Annotated in this window: 9 protein-coding genes; 4 read left to right on the forward strand and 5 right to left on the reverse strand. The window is 47.2% G+C overall.

Annotated elements, in window-relative coordinates; all coding sequences use genetic code 11:
• Nucleotides 1-329: 329 nt before the first annotated feature.
• Nucleotides 330-2,321 carry a methyl-accepting chemotaxis protein gene (locus HGP28_RS09150; protein WP_168836144.1) on the forward strand — a complete coding sequence of 664 codons (1,992 nt, stop codon included), beginning with the start codon at nt 330-332 and terminating at the stop codon, nt 2,319-2,321.
• A 221-nt stretch (nt 2,322-2,542) separates the two neighbouring features.
• The gene (locus tag HGP28_RS09155; RefSeq protein WP_168836145.1) at nt 2,543-3,703 is read left to right on the forward strand and encodes a DUF1887 family protein; all 1,161 of its coding nucleotides are present in this window, start codon (nt 2,543-2,545) and stop codon (nt 3,701-3,703) included.
• A gap of 224 nt (nt 3,704-3,927) precedes the next feature.
• Here the strand turns inward: HGP28_RS09155 and udp are convergent, their stop codons facing one another.
• From udp to HGP28_RS09170, 3 genes are all read right to left on the reverse strand, one after another.
• A complete protein-coding gene (gene udp, locus HGP28_RS09160; RefSeq protein ID WP_168836146.1) occupies nt 3,928-4,692 on the reverse strand; it encodes a uridine phosphorylase in 765 nt (254 codons plus the stop codon).
• A 332-nt stretch (nt 4,693-5,024) separates the two neighbouring features.
• Nucleotides 5,025-7,415 carry a zinc/cadmium/mercury/lead-transporting ATPase gene (locus HGP28_RS09165; RefSeq protein WP_168836147.1) on the reverse strand — a complete coding sequence of 797 codons (2,391 nt, stop codon included), beginning with the start codon at nt 7,413-7,415 and terminating at the stop codon, nt 5,025-5,027.
• Nucleotides 7,416-7,521: 106 nt separating this feature from the next.
• Nucleotides 7,522-7,938 carry a CBS domain-containing protein gene (locus HGP28_RS09170; RefSeq protein ID WP_168836148.1) on the reverse strand — a complete coding sequence of 139 codons (417 nt, stop codon included), beginning with the start codon at nt 7,936-7,938 and terminating at the stop codon, nt 7,522-7,524.
• Between the two features lie 537 nt (nt 7,939-8,475).
• On the opposite strand from HGP28_RS09170, the gene HGP28_RS09175 reads away from it, so the two are divergent.
• Both HGP28_RS09175 and HGP28_RS09180 read left to right on the forward strand, forming a co-directional pair.
• Nucleotides 8,476-9,633: an efflux RND transporter periplasmic adaptor subunit gene (locus tag HGP28_RS09175; protein WP_168836149.1), complete on the forward strand. Its 1,158-nt coding sequence runs from the start codon at nt 8,476-8,478 to the stop codon at nt 9,631-9,633.
• A gap of 12 nt (nt 9,634-9,645) precedes the next feature.
• Nucleotides 9,646-12,798, forward strand: coding sequence for an efflux RND transporter permease subunit (locus HGP28_RS09180; RefSeq protein ID WP_168836150.1), 3,153 nt, complete (start codon nt 9,646-9,648; stop codon nt 12,796-12,798).
• A gap of 207 nt (nt 12,799-13,005) precedes the next feature.
• Here HGP28_RS09180 and HGP28_RS09185 read toward each other — a convergent pair whose 3' ends face one another.
• Together HGP28_RS09185 and mltC are read right to left on the reverse strand one after the other, a co-directional pair.
• Complete coding sequence (locus tag HGP28_RS09185; protein ID WP_168836151.1) at nt 13,006-14,325, reverse strand: mechanosensitive ion channel family protein; 1,320 nt, start codon at nt 14,323-14,325, stop codon at nt 13,006-13,008.
• Between the two features lie 181 nt (nt 14,326-14,506).
• On the reverse strand, nt 14,507-15,661 hold the full coding sequence (mltC, locus tag HGP28_RS09190) for a membrane-bound lytic murein transglycosylase MltC (RefSeq protein WP_168836152.1): 1,155 nt from the start codon (nt 15,659-15,661) through the stop codon (nt 14,507-14,509).
• Nucleotides 15,662-15,909: the final 248 nt, after the last annotated feature.

Below are 15,909 nucleotides of genomic sequence, written 5' to 3' on the forward strand. Positions count from 1 at the left end.
CCATATCGCCAGTATGCGCCACGGTCTAGCAGCAAACAATAAAAATACAGTGCACTTAACAAAATTCACTAACCATATAATGCTATTACTTTTTTTGCTCACTGAGTCATAAAAAACCTTTCCGGCACTGAATACAATCATAGCCAATACGATAATAATTAAGACATTAGACGTTAATTCTTTTCTTTGTGATTCGATAGAAATCGGTCCTCATCGCAGTTAGTTTTCCCTTTCACGATCGCGCCGAAACACCACAACACTCTATCTTGAGCACAAATGGAAGAATCACTTACCGTCATGTTTATCCACGAGTGGGGGATAGGGAAATCATGCAAGGATCAGTAATAAAGAGAATGTACGCGGGCTTCGCATTAATCATTGTGCTGTTTGCGTTCACCATCACAATCATGCTTCGCAGCACCAGTCAGATTCATAGCAATTTCGAGACCGTGAGTAATACCTCACTGCCTCTAGTCACCATATCAAACCAAACCAGCGTCGACCTCCTCTCTGCCGATAAATCGTTTAAAGATTTTCTCACAACCCAAAGTAGTTCGCGTATGGATGAACTGCTGGCGCTCTTTGGCGAGCAACGAAAACGCTTTCAGCAGACAATCAATCAGCTAACCAAAGCGGCGCAAGCCTACCCATCGCTTAGCGATGAGATAAAGCAGTTAAAAGCCATCGAAGAAGGCTATTTTACTGAAGCGCAAGAAGCGATGAACAATTACCAAGCGATGTTTGCCGCGCAAAGCCAAGTGCAACAGTCTGTGCGCAGCTTTCAAAAACAGCACAGCGACCTTACCTTAGGTATGAAAGCGGCGGTGGACAATCAAGATAAAATCGCCGTTAAAGTGATGGCAAACAGCTATTTTGCCAAACTTAAAGACGCGGAAGTTGCCACATCAGATGCTCTGGCAAGCACTGATATCGAATTTGTTCTAAAAGCAATTGCCACTAACCGCAAAGCCGCCACTCATCTGAATTACGCATTCCGCGGCTTGGCGACACAAATGCCGTCACTGAACGACGATTTCAAAGCGCCTGTTGAACAGTTTACTCTTGATATTGGCCAGCGTGGTGGCGTTCTTGATCAACATGCAAACTATTTAACCGCTCGAAACGCGCTGTATGACAATATCTCAAGCTTAACGCAAACCGTTGATACTGCGATGGAGATCTTAGCTGGTTTTCAAGATGCAGCGACTATAAGCTTAAACGCATCGTTAGCAGAAGCGGGTGAGGTTTATCAAGAGGGGGTAATTAAAGCGATTGGTATTGGCGTTATTGTTACACTTTTTGCTGCGGCAATTGGCTACCACATTTCTCACGCAGTTCGCTCTCCTTTGACTCATATTTTGCGCACACTAGAAGCGCTTACTGAAGGCGATATGACCCAGCGCATCGACATTCGTTATAACAATGAATTTAGTCGCGTTTCGAGCCACATCAATAGCTTGGCAGATAACCTTCACAACATTATCGAACAGCTCAATGACGCGGCGAAAAATTTAACGCAAACCGCCACTGCCAACGAAAATACCTCATCAAAAACACAGTCGCAGCTAAGCCAACAACGTGAACAAACGGCCAGCGTCGCGACAGCTATGACTGAAATGGCCCATTCGGTTCAAGAAGTGGCTCAAAGCGCTCAATCCTCATTAGAGTTAGTACATCGCGTGGAAGTGGCGTCACAGTCTGGACGCGATGTTATGTCAAGTAACATCTCAACCATTCATCAGTTAGAATCACGCCTCAATGAATCTGTTGACGCGGTCGCCGAACTGCAACGCATGAGTGGTCAAATTGGCTCGATTCTCGATGTGATCAGCAACATCGCTGAGCAGACCAATTTGCTGGCGCTCAATGCCGCCATCGAAGCTGCGCGCGCTGGAGAGCAAGGTCGCGGATTTGCCGTAGTGGCCGATGAAGTGCGAGTGTTGGCATCAAAAACCACCCAATCGACGACCGAAATCGAAACAATGATCAGCAATTTGCAATCGAGCTCACGCTCGGCAAGCAAGGTTATTGAAAGCTGCATGTCAGAGATGGATCTCTCAGTAGAACAAGCCTCAAAAGCCAACCAAGCGATGGAAGAGATCCAAGCGCTGATCATCGAAATCAGTCAAATGAGCACTCATATTAGCCAAGCGGCTGGCGAGCAAAGTGAAACCTCAACGGTCATTGCGCAGAATATTGAAGAGATCAATCATATTGCCGATCAGAGCTACCATGCGATGGAAGATATTACCCACGCCAGCCAAAATCTAACCGTATTGGCAAGCAAGCAGTCGATACTGGTTGATCGATTTAAAATCTAGATGCTGAGACAAATTTAACTCACTGCTGACATACCACTCCGTATTCGCGGTAATTTAAATCAAGTGATAAGGGCGATAATCATATCGCCCTTTTTTATGCTTGCGTTACTTGAATATATTTCGGGCTATCAATAAAAAACTGCAATTTCAGCAAAAACTGAGTATAACTGGAATGTCGCCCAAACGCGGGGTTCGCTCATGCATCATTATAAGGATAATTTATGGCCGTTCATGTAGGTATTATCGATCAAGACCCGATTCGGCTCGTCACCCCTTTATTGGACAGCCAACTGACCAGTTCTCATATGGTGTTTATCGGTGATCAAACACAGTCTGACAGCTATGAACGTTTAAAATCCGTGCTTGCCGCGCGTGGGATCAGCTGCGAGTTCTTTATTATCCCTGCAGCAACGAACACTTCGCTGATTAAGCAAGCAATTCAAACTCTAGCGGAAGACCTTAAGCAACGTGGTGAGAAAGTGAAATTCAATGCCAGTTGCGGTTTACGTCATCGCCTACTCTCAGCCTATGAAGTGTTTCGTACTTATCATTGGCCTATTTTTGTGGTCGAACCCAATAGCGATAAACTTTGCTGGCTTTATCCAGACGGGCGCCAAGATACTCAGGTGCAAGATCATATCACCATCAATGACTACCTCACTATTTTTGGTGCGCGTGGCGAATTCAGTACCATAGAGCTGCCGCCTCAACTTGATCAGCAGCTCTACCTATTGGGTGAGCGTTGGGCAAGTAACGCCCTTGAGCTTGGTCCGGGTCTTGCGACATTGAACTATCTTGCTACGACTTGCCGTAAAGAACAAAAACTGGATGTCACGCTGTCAGAAAAACAGCAAGGGTACCGCGAGCTAAACATGCTTATCACCGATCTGGTTGCCGCGAACATAGCGGAATACGACCAAGGTGTACTGACGTTTGCCAATGAAGAAGCGAGGCGATTTTCAAATGGTGAGTGGCTTGAAAGTCTCGTACACAGCACCGTCAAACAAATTCAAGACGACCTCCCTACCATTCAAGATCACTCACTGAATGTGCAGGTCTATCGCCAAATTGGTGAACGTGAAGTGCGCAATGAGTTGGACGTGGCATCCGTGGTCAATAACAAACTCCACATCATCGAATGCAAAACCAAAGGAATGCTCGACGATGGCGATGACACCCTATACAAATTAGAATCACTGCGCGACTTACTCGGAGGATTGCAAGCGCGTGCCATGCTGGTCAGCTTCCGGCCGCTACGCCACAATGACATCACTCGAGCGCAAGATTTGGGCCTTGCTCTGATAGGCCCAGATGAATTAAAGAACTTGCGTCACCATCTGCAAGAGTGGTTTGCACAAGCCGGTGGCCGTGATGGTATTTAACACCGCCCTGCTATATACCTAACTAGTTGGTTTTAAGTGATAAAAAAATGCCCCGACACTTCGGGGCATTTTTTATACCCAAACAACTTGGAGGTGCAGGTAGGCGGCAAACGAACAAAGCCTCTGAGCACTTCGTGAACATAGACGAACTATGTGATGAGGTTTGTGAGAGTTAGCCAACAACGCTGCAGCTTCAAGTAGAACGGGTATACATCGACTGTCTGCTAATTCGTTAATAAGTGGCGCGCAGCAGTAACAACCGCCGTAATAGAGCGCGCCTCGACCTCTTTCAAGGTTTGATGATCGGGGATCTCATTGTGAGTTCGGTTCACAATCACGCCCGCCACACAACCTGCGCGAAGACCTGAACTGGCACACATGGTGAGCAAGGTTGCCGATTCCATTTCATAATTCAACACCCCCATAGATTGCCACTCTTCCATTGACCCTTGGAAACGACGTACCACACGACCATTAAACGTATCGTAACGCTCTTGACCGGGATAAAACGTATCGCTCGATGCAGTAATACCAATATGGACGGGAACATTGAGTGTGTCGACGGCCGCTTTCATAGCTGTTGTCACTTCAAAATCGGCAACCGCAGGAAATTCCATTGGCGCAAAGTGCAGGCTCGCGCCATCAAGGCGGACAGAGCCAGTAGTGATGATCATATCCCCCACATTCACATGGGGTTGAATCGCCCCTGTCGTCCCCACTCGTAAAAACGTTCGCACGCCAAGCTGAGCCAACTCTTCAACCGCTATCGACGTAGACGGGCCACCAATACCCGTAGAGCAAACCACGACACTGTGCTCACCAATATTGGCTCGGTATAACGTGTATTCACGATGCGATGCCAAAAATTGTGGATTCTCCATCTGATTGGCAATCTTCTCCACGCGAGCAGGATCCCCGGGAATAATTGCTAATGTTGCACCATTAAGATCGGCTTCAGTAATACCTAAATGAAAAACAGTGTGAGACATAAAAAAGCTCCTTAAGCATCATTATTTACCCAACCCACTTGAAGATGCTGCCAGGCAACCAGCGAGCAAAGCCTCTGAGCACTTCATAAACCTACACAAACGATGTGATGAGGTTTGTGAGTGCCACTCAATACCACTGCACCTTCAAGTGCGACGGGTATAACGGGGGACGTTTTGGCACCCAATAGGCACCGTGCACTCACTTCACTTTATCTAACTTAGCCCAACTTCATTGTTATCTCGATCACGACGTTAAAATGAAATATTAATTTAATTGCACAAAAAAGTGATGCAAATCACGAATCGCTCGCATTTTCACTGTTTCAGATAATTCACTTACCTTCACGAAAACGCAGTAAACGCAATGCATTGAGTGTTACCAGTGCCGTAGCACCACTATCGGCCAGTACGGCCACCCATAACCCGGTGAAACCTAGTAACGTTGTTATTAAAAATAGTCCTTTTAAGCCCAAAGCTAACGCTACGTTTTGACGAATATTGCGCAGCGTCGCGCGCGAAAGTGCGATCATAAAAGGCAAAGTATGCAGATTATCGTGCGTTAGAGCCGCATCTGCAGTTTCCAGCGCAACGTCCGTTCCGCCACCCATTGCGATACCCATAGTCGCGGCCTTCATCGCGGGTGCGTCATTAATGCCATCACCCAGCATCGCAATACGGTGTTGATCTCGATAACTCTCAATTTTGGCAACTTTATCTGCTGGAAGTAGTTCAGCATGACATTGGATATTGAGTGACTTTGCAATTGCTGCGGCGCAGCGTTGATTATCACCGGTTAGCATTACCGCGCTCACATTTAAATCTCGTAATTGCGCCAATGCCTGTTGAGCTTCTTTACGCACAGTATCTTGCCATGCGACGACCCCAAGCGCTGTCTCATTTTGCTCTACTACTGCGACCGTTTTACCCTCATTTTCAAGCGCTAGAATACGCAGCTTATGGTTCTCTGGCAGTGGCTTTGCCAAATGATTAGGTGAGCAGATACGGATACGGTCGTTCATTACCCAACCTTCGACCCCAATGCCTGCTAGTGCTTTGCGATTTTGTGCTTGCGGTATTCGCAAAGCTTGTTTTTCAGCACGTTCCACCAAAGAACGAGCCAATGGGTGCGTTGAACCTTGCTCTACGGCTGCGGCCAAAGCCAAAAGTGCCGCTGCATCTGTCTGTGCGATAGGCGCTGCACCCTTCACTGTCGCTTGGTGCTCAAAGGGAACAATGTCCGTAACTTGTGGCTTTCCTTGAGTTAATGTGCCCGTTTTATCAAACGCAACCACCTCAACCTTACCCAAGGTCTCAAGTGCGGCGCCGCCTTTGATCAAAGCGCCACGTTTGGCGGCAGTTGCCAAACCGGATGTGATCGCCGCTGGGGTTGAAATAACCAACGCGCAGGGGCAAGCAATCAGCAATAACGTAAGCCCACGATATACCCATGTATCCCACGACTCAGCAAACACCAATGGTGGCAAGGTCATCACTAAAGCTGATACCAACATCATTAGCGGTGTGTACCAGCGACTAAACTTATCGAGAAAACGTTCAAGCGGCGCTTTGCGTGATTCAGCCTCTTCAATTAAGCGCAGAATACGATCAATGGCGTTATCGCCTGATGCCGACGTCACCTGCATTAATACCACACTATCTACGGCTACCGTTCCCGCCATCACTGCGCCACCCGCCTCAATAAACGCAGGTATTGATTCGCCAGTGAGTGCGCTTTGGTCAAAGTTTGCTCCCCGCTCTAGAACGAGACCATCTGCAGGTAGCCGCCCACCAGGAGAAATTTCAACAATGTCTCCTGCCTTTAACTCAGAGGCAGGGCGAACTACGCGGTTTTCGCCTTCAATGACCACACAATTTTCAGGCACCAACGCCATGAGCGCTTTTACGCCACTGCGCGCTCTTGATGCCGCATAACCCTCAAGTTTCTCACCAACTAAAAACAGCAGCAACACCATGGCAGCTTCGGCCGTTTCGCCCAAATAGAGCGCACCGATTGCCGCCACACTCATCAAAGTTTCTATCGCAAAGGGGGACCCTGACTGCGCTTGAGCTAGCGCTTTTTTTACAATGGGCACGAGACCAATAACACACGCAAAGGTAAAAATCCCTTGACTTACAAGTGTGGAAAATGACCACTGCGTAGCGAATTGACTCAAAAATCCTGCGCTTGCTAAGGCCAGTGTCATCACTGCAAGTAATGCGTTTTGCTTAAGATAAAACCACTTTGATACTGTGGCATGAGGCGCATCAGAATGTTCTGCCGACAAGGCAAAACCAAGACGCTGCGCGGTCAGTTCCACCTGCTTTTGGATCTCTTGCATCGTTGCGGCGTCACGAATCTGTAAGCTCAATACTTGCGTTGCAAAATGCACCTTCACCTGCGCTACGGATTGATTTTGTGTGAGCGCTTTTTCTAATTTTGCCGCGCATGCCGGGCAATCCATACCTTGAATTACCCAACGCTTCGTCGCTGATGGTGTGACGATATCGCCCATCGAGAGGTGATCACCTGATGTTATTCCACTGCAATCACGATGTGGATTATCAGCCGCTCTAAGCTGAGTAATGTGAAATGGGGGTACCCTTTTTTGTTTATCGGCGAAACCGAACGAGTTTTTCGGCTCAGCGCTGCAGCGTGTCGGATTGATAGAATAGTCGCGTTTACGAGCAATGCTCGTGTCATGCGGATCGTTTTGAGCACACATGATGAAATCCTCTTTCAAAGTTTTCACCAGTGTAAACCTTGAAGTTAACTCCAAGGTCAAGCAGTTATTTTCGCCGAGCCAGTACACTGACTCGGACGCTGATTGATTAAACCGGGTGCTGAAAGCACTCGTTGAGTGAGTGGCCAATCGCCTTTAAAACATCGCGCCTTGTAATAACCCCAACCAATTTTTTATTTTCCACCACCGGATACATTTTGGGTTTGCCAATTTTCATCATCTCAGCCAAATCAATCACTGACATATCCGGCGAGACCGATAACACATCGCCGTGCATACAATCCCCCACTGTATGTGAGTCTTGGCAAAAATAGCTGACTTTAACCAGCTGTTGCAGCAAATCCTGCTCCGAAAGAAAGCCAATAACCGCGCCTTGCTCATCAACAACGGGGCCTCCCATGGTCACGCTTGACATGACTTTATCTAATGCGGCGCTAAGTGGCATCTCTTTAGTAAAAGTCACCGCTTGTAGCGTCATGTAATCTTTGACTTTTAATGAATTCATTCACATCTCCTTAGCCCATCACGTAGGGCGTTTAGGATAAGTGTCGCCTAAATTTTTCGTTTTACTAAATCGAATACAACGATTTTTGTTATTGATATAACCTATTGAATTCTTTTATGTCGAACGTATCATTTCTGCAATCACCCTCGACAAACTTGCACCCGGTGCTGTCGTGTTGATTCGCTATACCCCTCACTACCCAGCGTGATGGGCAACACGCAACAGGTGGTCATACCTCTCTAGCGGATTGTCATGTTTTGCAACACATTTTGGCTTTTTTCATGCACTCAGTTGACGCAATTCGGACACTTTTTCAACGAAAAAAAGTTTCAATGTAAAACGAGTTAATTTTTTAATTTACCAACTGGATAGTAAATTATACACTGCGTGATATTGGTCGTATTTTAATTTGAACATCAACGGCTTTGGTTAACGATTTCTTCAAACTCAAGGGCTGAACTTTTTAACTAAGTCATTGACCAAACTGATGCGAAATCAACTTACTTTAAGTCGAGATTTATTTTCAATGGAGCTTAAATGAACAATAAACTTAGGATTGCTTCGGCAATTGCTGCTGCTTTGTGGCTATCGGGATGTGATTCATCAACCGCAGCGCAACAGCCTCAAAGCGCCCCTGCTGTGCCAGTGAATATCGTTGAGCTTGCCAGCCAAGCCCAAGCGATCACCATGGAATTGCCAGGTCGCAGCCGCGCTTATATGGAAGCGGAAGTTCGCCCGCAGGTTTCAGGCATCGTACTCGCACGTAGCTTTGTTGAAGGTGGTCAAGTCACGCAAGGTCAATCACTTTACCAAATTGATGATGCCACTTTCACCGCGCAATTGATCAGTGCTAAGGCCGAGCTTCAGCGTGCGAAAGCCGCGCTTGCATCTACTAGCGCAACGGCAACCCGTTTTAAAGAACTGCTTAAAACCAAAGCGATTAGCCAACAAGATTATGACCAAGCTGAAGCAGCATACCTTGAAGCAAAAGCCAGCGTTGCCGTTGCCAAGGCAGCCATCAACAACGCAGAAATCAACCTAGCGTACACTAAAGTTCAAGCGCCGATTTCTGGTCAAATCAGTAAATCAAGCGTCACGCCTGGTGCACTTGTTACCGCAAACCAAGGTGTTGCTCTAGCGAAAATTTCACAGCTTGATCCAATCAACATTGACATTGCGCAGTCGAGCACACAGCTGCTTCGCCTTAAACAGCGCATTGCCAGTGGCCAACTCAACCAACCTGAAACAACTGAGGTGAGCTTGGTGTTGGAAGATGGCACCGTTTACCCGCACAAAGGGTCAATGAAATTTGCCGAAGTCACCGTTAACGAAACCACAGGCTCTGTAACATTACGCGCTGAATTCCCGAATCCAGATGGCATTTTGCTACCGGGTATGTTTGTACGCACTATCGTTACCGTCGGTACCTACCCAGAAGCGATTCTTGTGCCGCAAAAAGCGATTTCTCGTACACCGCGTGGTGAAGCAATGGCGATGGTTGTCACCGCCGACAACAAGGTTGAAGCTCGCATTGTTAAAACTGAAGAAGCGATTAACAATCAGTGGCTGATTTCTTCAGGCTTGGCTGACGGCGATAAAATCGTTGTCGAGGGTTTACAAAAAATTCGCCCTGGCGCTGCGGTAGCTCCTACTGTGATTGAAAGCTCACCAGCTAACGACATTAAAGCCAGCTAATAGGAATTGATAATGGCTCGTTATTTTATTGATCGGCCCATCTTTGCGTGGGTTATCGCGATCATCATCATGCTTGCAGGTGCTTTTGCGATCACCAGCCTGCCGGTATCGCAATACCCCTCTATTGCGCCACCGACTGTGATGATCACCGCCAGCTACCCTGGCGCATCAGCAAAAACCGTCGAAGATTCGGTGACTCAGGTTATCGAACAGCGTATGACAGGTCTGGATCACCTTCGCTACATTAAAGCGGATAGTGACAGTTTTGGTAACGCGCAAATTCAATTGACCTTCAATTCAGAAGCGGACATTGATATTGCCCAAGTACAAGTACAGAACAAACTGCAACTGGCTATGCCGATGCTACCTCAAGTGGTACAAGCACAAGGTGTGAGCGTAAGCAAAGCGGGCAGTGGCTTCTTAATGGTACTTGGCTTCGTTTCTCAAGACGGTTCGATGAGTGAAGCAGACATCGGTGACTATGTCGCTGCCAACATTCAAGAACCCCTAAGCCGTGTTTCAGGTGTGGGTGACATTCAGCTCTTTGGTGCGCAATACGCAATGCGTATATGGCTCGACCCACTGAAGTTGAATCAATACAGCCTCACAACCAATGACGTGATTGCCGCGATTCAAGAGCAAAACGCTCAGGTCTCTGCAGGTCAACTCGGAGGCACGCCATCAGTCAAAGGCCAAGAGCTGAATGCAACAGTGTCATCTCAGTCACTACTGCAAACACCTGAAGAGTTCCGCGCCATTGTACTGAAGTCTGACACCACAGGCGCGAAAGTGTTATTAAGCGATGTGGCAACAGTGGAAGTTGGCGCAGAAAACTACATGACGCAAGGTTTCTATAATGGTAAGCCAGCATCAGGTATTGCGATTCAGCTTTCAACTGGTGGTAACGCGCTGGATACCAAAGCGGCAGTCCTTGAGCGTATGGAAGAGCTTGAAGCTTTCTTCCCTGCGGGTCTGGAAATGGTAGTGCCTTTTGATACCACGCCATTTGTTGCCAACTCTATTGAGAGCGTTGTAAAAACCCTGCTTGAAGCGGTGCTTTTGGTGTTCGTCATCATGTACCTGTTCTTGCAAAACTTCCGCGCCACTATCATTCCTATGATTGCGGTGCCTGTCGTATTGCTAGGTACCTTTGGTATTCTTGCGGCAGCGGGTTTCTCGGTCAACATGCTCACCATGTTTGCGATGGTACTGGCCATCGGCTTGCTGGTGGACGATGCGATTGTTGTTGTCGAAAACGTTGAGCGTATCATGTCCGAAGAGGGCTGCACGCCACTCGAAGCGACACGTAAATCAATGGGCCAAATCACAGGCGCCTTGGTTGGTATCGGTTTGACCTTGTCAGCGGTATTCGTTCCGATGGCATTTATGTCTGGCTCAACCGGTGTGATTTATCGTCAGTTCTCTATCACCATCGTGTCGGCGATGGCGCTGTCGGTATTGGTTGCAATGGTGCTAACTCCTGCGCTGTGTGCCACCATGCTCAAGCAAGTTGAAAAAGGCCATGCATACACTGACAAAGGATTCTTTGGCGCCTTTAACCGCTGGTTTGACCGCAATACCAACCGTTACGAATCGGGTGTTGCGAGCATTATCAAGCGTACCGGTCGTATGTTTATGATCTTTATCGCTATCGCAGTGGGTACCGGTTATTTGTTCATGCGAATGCCAACGGCGTTTCTACCGGATGAAGACCAAGGCGTTATGTTCGTGCAAGCCATTTTGCCAGCGAACGCGACTCAAGAAGCAACGGTGGATGTGATTCAAAACGTTGAGCGTTATTTCAATACTCAAGAAGCTGACTCGGTTCAATCTGTGTTTGCGGTTGCGGGCTTTAGTTTTGCTGGTATGGGTCAAAACATGGGTGTGGCTTTCGTGAGCTTGAAACCATGGGATGAGCGCACAACACCAGAAACTCATGTTCAATCGGTTGCCGGTCGTGCCATGGGCGCCTTCATGCAAATGAAAGAAGCGTTTGTGTTTGCTTTTGTTCCGCCTGCGATTATTGAACTGGGCACGTCAGGTGGTTTTGACTTCTTCCTACAAGACCGCGCAGGTCTTGGTCACGACGCGCTGATTGCGGCTCGTAACCAACTGCTTGGCATGGCAGGACAAGATCCAAACCTCGTCGGTGTTCGTCCAAACGGACAAGAAGATGCGCCAATTTATCAAGTACATATTGACCATGCGAAACTGCGTGCTCTGAACTTGAACATTGCGGAAGTGAACTCTGTGCTGTCGTCAGCGTGGGGTGGTGCGTACGTCAACGACTTTATCGACCGTGGCCGAATTAAAAAGGTTATGGTGCAAGGTGAAGACAAATACCGTATGCAGCCAGAAGATCTCGACAAATGGTTCGTGCGTAACAGCAAAGGCGAAATGGTGCCATTTTCAGCCTTCGCGACCGGTTCTTGGGAATACGGTCCACCACGTTTAGAGCGCTTTAACGGCCTACCAGCAGTGAATATCCAAGGTGCCACAGTACCAGGTTACAGTACGGGTGCAGCAATGGATACAATTGAAGCACTTGCAGCGCAACTGCCACCTGGTTTTGGTATTGAATGGAACGGTTTGTCGTACGAAGAACGTCTATCAGGCAACCAGGCACCCATGCTATATGCCCTGTCTATCCTTGTGGTGTTCTTAGTACTGGCAGCCTTGTATGAAAGCTGGTCAGTGCCGCTGTCGGTTATTCTGGTTGTGCCACTTGGGGTTATCGGTGCCATTATTGCAATGAACGCGCGCGGCCTACCGAACGACGTATTCTTCCAGGTTGGTCTACTGACAACCGTAGGTCTGGCAACCAAAAACGCGATTTTGATTGTCGAATTCGCCAAAGAATACTATGAGAAAGGCGCAAGTCTAACAGAAGCGACATTGCACGCGGTGCGTGTACGTCTACGTCCGATTTTGATGACCTCATTAGCGTTCGGCTTGGGCGTCGTACCAATGGCGATAAGCTCTGGTGTAGGCTCTGGCGCACAAAACGCGATCGGTACTGGCGTACTTGGTGGCATGGTAGGTTCGACCTTCCTTGGCATCTTCTTTGTACCGCTGTTCTTTGTCGTGATTGAGCGTTTATTCAGCCCGCGTGAACGCCAAGAGCGTCGCGAGCGCCGTCTGGCGCGCAAGGCATCAGCCAGCTGATTTAAAGTACCAATACAAACTTAAGGGCCAATATTTGGCCCTTTTTTATTTCCTTCCTACTTGAAATTGCAGCGTTGTTGACAGGCACTCACAAACCTCATCACATAGTGCATCTATGTTCACGAAGTGCTCAGAGGCTTTGTTCGTTGGTCGCCTACCGGCAACTCCAAGTTTTTTGGTATATATATCTGTCAGAATGAAAATGACCTAACTTTGGCGTGTCGTATTCGTAGTAAGCGATTGCAGAACGCTGGCGTCAATTGGCGCGGGAACAGGAATACGACTGGTGTCATTACCACCAAACATTTGATAAGGACGTAAACCAAACAGCGGCATCACGGAATAAATGTGATCAAACAAGTCCGCCTGTACTCCCTCATAGAACACCCAGTTAGTATTATTGACAAAAGCATACACCTGCAGCGGCAAACCTTCCGACGTTGGTGCCAACTGCCTGACCATGAACAACATGTATGGGTGAATATCTGGATGAGTACGTAAATAAGTTGTGAGATAGGCTCGAAACGTTCCAATATTGGTAATGTGTCTTTGGTTACCAACCGACTCCTTATCCCCTTCTTCCAAACCTTCATTAAACGCCGTCACCTCTCTTGTCTTATCAAAAAGATACTCTCTGAGAATGCGAATTTTCTTCAGCTCTTCAATTTCATCTTCGGTTAAGAAGCGAATCGAATTGACATCAATATTCACCGAGCGGATGATCCGTCGCCCGCCAGACTCGGTCATGCTCTGCCAATTTCGAAACGCATTCTGCACTAAAGCGTAAGCGGGCAGCATAGTCACGGTGTTATCGAAATTGCGCACTTTGACTGTGGTTAATGCCACCTCTTCGACCGTACCATTAGCACCGAATTGATCCATTTCAATCCAGTCATTCAGACTCACCATATTGTTTGCTGAAAGCTGAATACCAGCAACAAAACCCAAAATGGTATCGCGAAACACTAACATCACCAGACCGGTCGCCACGCCCAAACCACTCAAAAATATAACAGGCGATTGGTCGATTAGAATCGATACGCTGAGGAAAATACCAATGAGAAACGTGAACAGTTTAATCAACTGAACAAAACTCTTAATTGGCATTTTTCGAGTAAACCCACGCTTACTCGCAAGATCATTTAACGAGTCTAATATGGCAAACAGTACCCAGATGAACAGGATCAGTATCAAAGTGGTGAGTGAGCGATCAATCACTAACGATAATGTGGGATGGTGCGAGACGATAATCGGAATGAAGAGTTCTAAAATAAGCGCAGGCACCAGCATGGCAATTTTTTCCAACACGCGAAATTTGGAAAAACTTTCACTGAAATTTTGCTGAGTTTTGCTGAGCAACAAATGAAGCGCGCGTAGAATAATACGATGCACGATGAGATAACTGATGGTTGCTACCCCAATGGCAGCAAGCACCAGCACAATGGTAGGCTCAATTCCATAGGGGTCTGTCGTGACCCCTAATGATTTTAGATATTCGGTAACGTATGCGCGCAGGCCAGATCCCATGCAACCTCCTTATTACTGTGCTTAAAGCGTATGTGACAAGGTATCGCCGAGCAAGTGAGTGCGCGCCAGTAAGCCTACTTTTTGGCTTAAAGGTTAAATCTGAAACAAATGACTAGGGTCTGTTAACCTTTCGAGGTTAAATTTTGTTCGCGCAAAAATCAGCACGAAAGGTCAACAGCCCCTAGATTTGGCCTTCATTAAACCCTTTCTGAAAATAGAGCACTTTTTGCAAATAACGCCGTGCTTCATCTTTGGGATGTTGCGTGGTTAATGCATCATACACTTGCTTGGCTGATAGACTATTGAGTTCGTTCATGGCGCGTTTGCGGTCGTTGTCAAACGTGCTAAGAAGCCCACCAGTCCCACCGTTATACGCCGAAATCATACTAAAGTGCTTCGACGTTTCATTTTTTACCTCTTTGAGGTAACGGTTTTTCAATATATAGAAATAAGCCGCACCAGTATCGATGTTATTGGCCGGATCAAAAAGATACTCTTTTGTCGGAATACCCGACTGACCTTTGACCAAATTAAACACATCCGCACCCGCGGTTTTTGGGATCACTTGCATCAAACCATATGCGCCAGCATGACTCACCGCGTACGGGTTAAAACTACTTTCGGTCTTGATCACCGCATAAATCAGATCTTCCGAAATACCATAGCGTGCCGCCGCTTCACGAACCAGATGAGCGTATTGGTATTCACGCTGCTCTAAGTGATTTTGCACCATCGCAATTTCAACATAGTGCGCTTTCCCCTTTTTCATCGGCTTAGATTGCAAACGATGCTCAATTAAATAATCGGCATAACGGTTGGCGCGCCATTCCCACTCAATGGGTTTATTATCGTGATCGAGCACTTGTCCCAATAAAAACGGTTTGCCTTTGAGCACCGCTTGCTTATCACTAAATAGCTCTGCGTGTTGCGGGTCCGCTGGCATGAGCAGCGTTTGCACAATCGCTTTTTGTAATTTCTCTACCGCTTGGTATTGTGAAATGGTTGCTACGTATATTTTGCCTTGCTCAAAATCAATGTGCGCGCGAGTGCTGTAGCCATCAAGATACTTAACGTAACGATGCTTACCAGCCTCAACATAATCCTCATCACCCCACTGCTTTTTCACTTGTGTCGAAAGATATCGAAACAGTTTTTCAACCTCTTCGGCCCTCGGATTCGACGTACTAGAAGGTGGCAAGACATTTGGTGAAGAAACACTTGGAATGGTTCCAGGAATCACAGTAGGCTCACATCGGCAAGCCTGTGGCTCTGGCGCCATGGTACAAGCGGATAATGTCACTCCAATCACTAGGGCAACAATAAGGTGTCGTATCATAATCTCATTTTTATTTGATGTTCATCCCGCCTCAGTCATTAACACGTTTCAGCCATCATCTAGTAACAACGGGGCTATACCCTTCCTACTTGAAGTTGCAGCTGTGTTGGCTGGCTCTCACAAACCTCATCACATAGCTTATCTATGCTCAGAGGCTTTGTTCGCTTGCCGCCTACCTGCATCTCCAAGTTGTTTGGGTATAACAGACATCGATTTGATTTGGATGCCAGCGTATTTAGATGTAACAA

Source organism: Vibrio agarilyticus (assembly GCF_012641465.1).
Taxonomy (GTDB): domain Bacteria; phylum Pseudomonadota; class Gammaproteobacteria; order Enterobacterales; family Vibrionaceae; genus Vibrio; species Vibrio agarilyticus.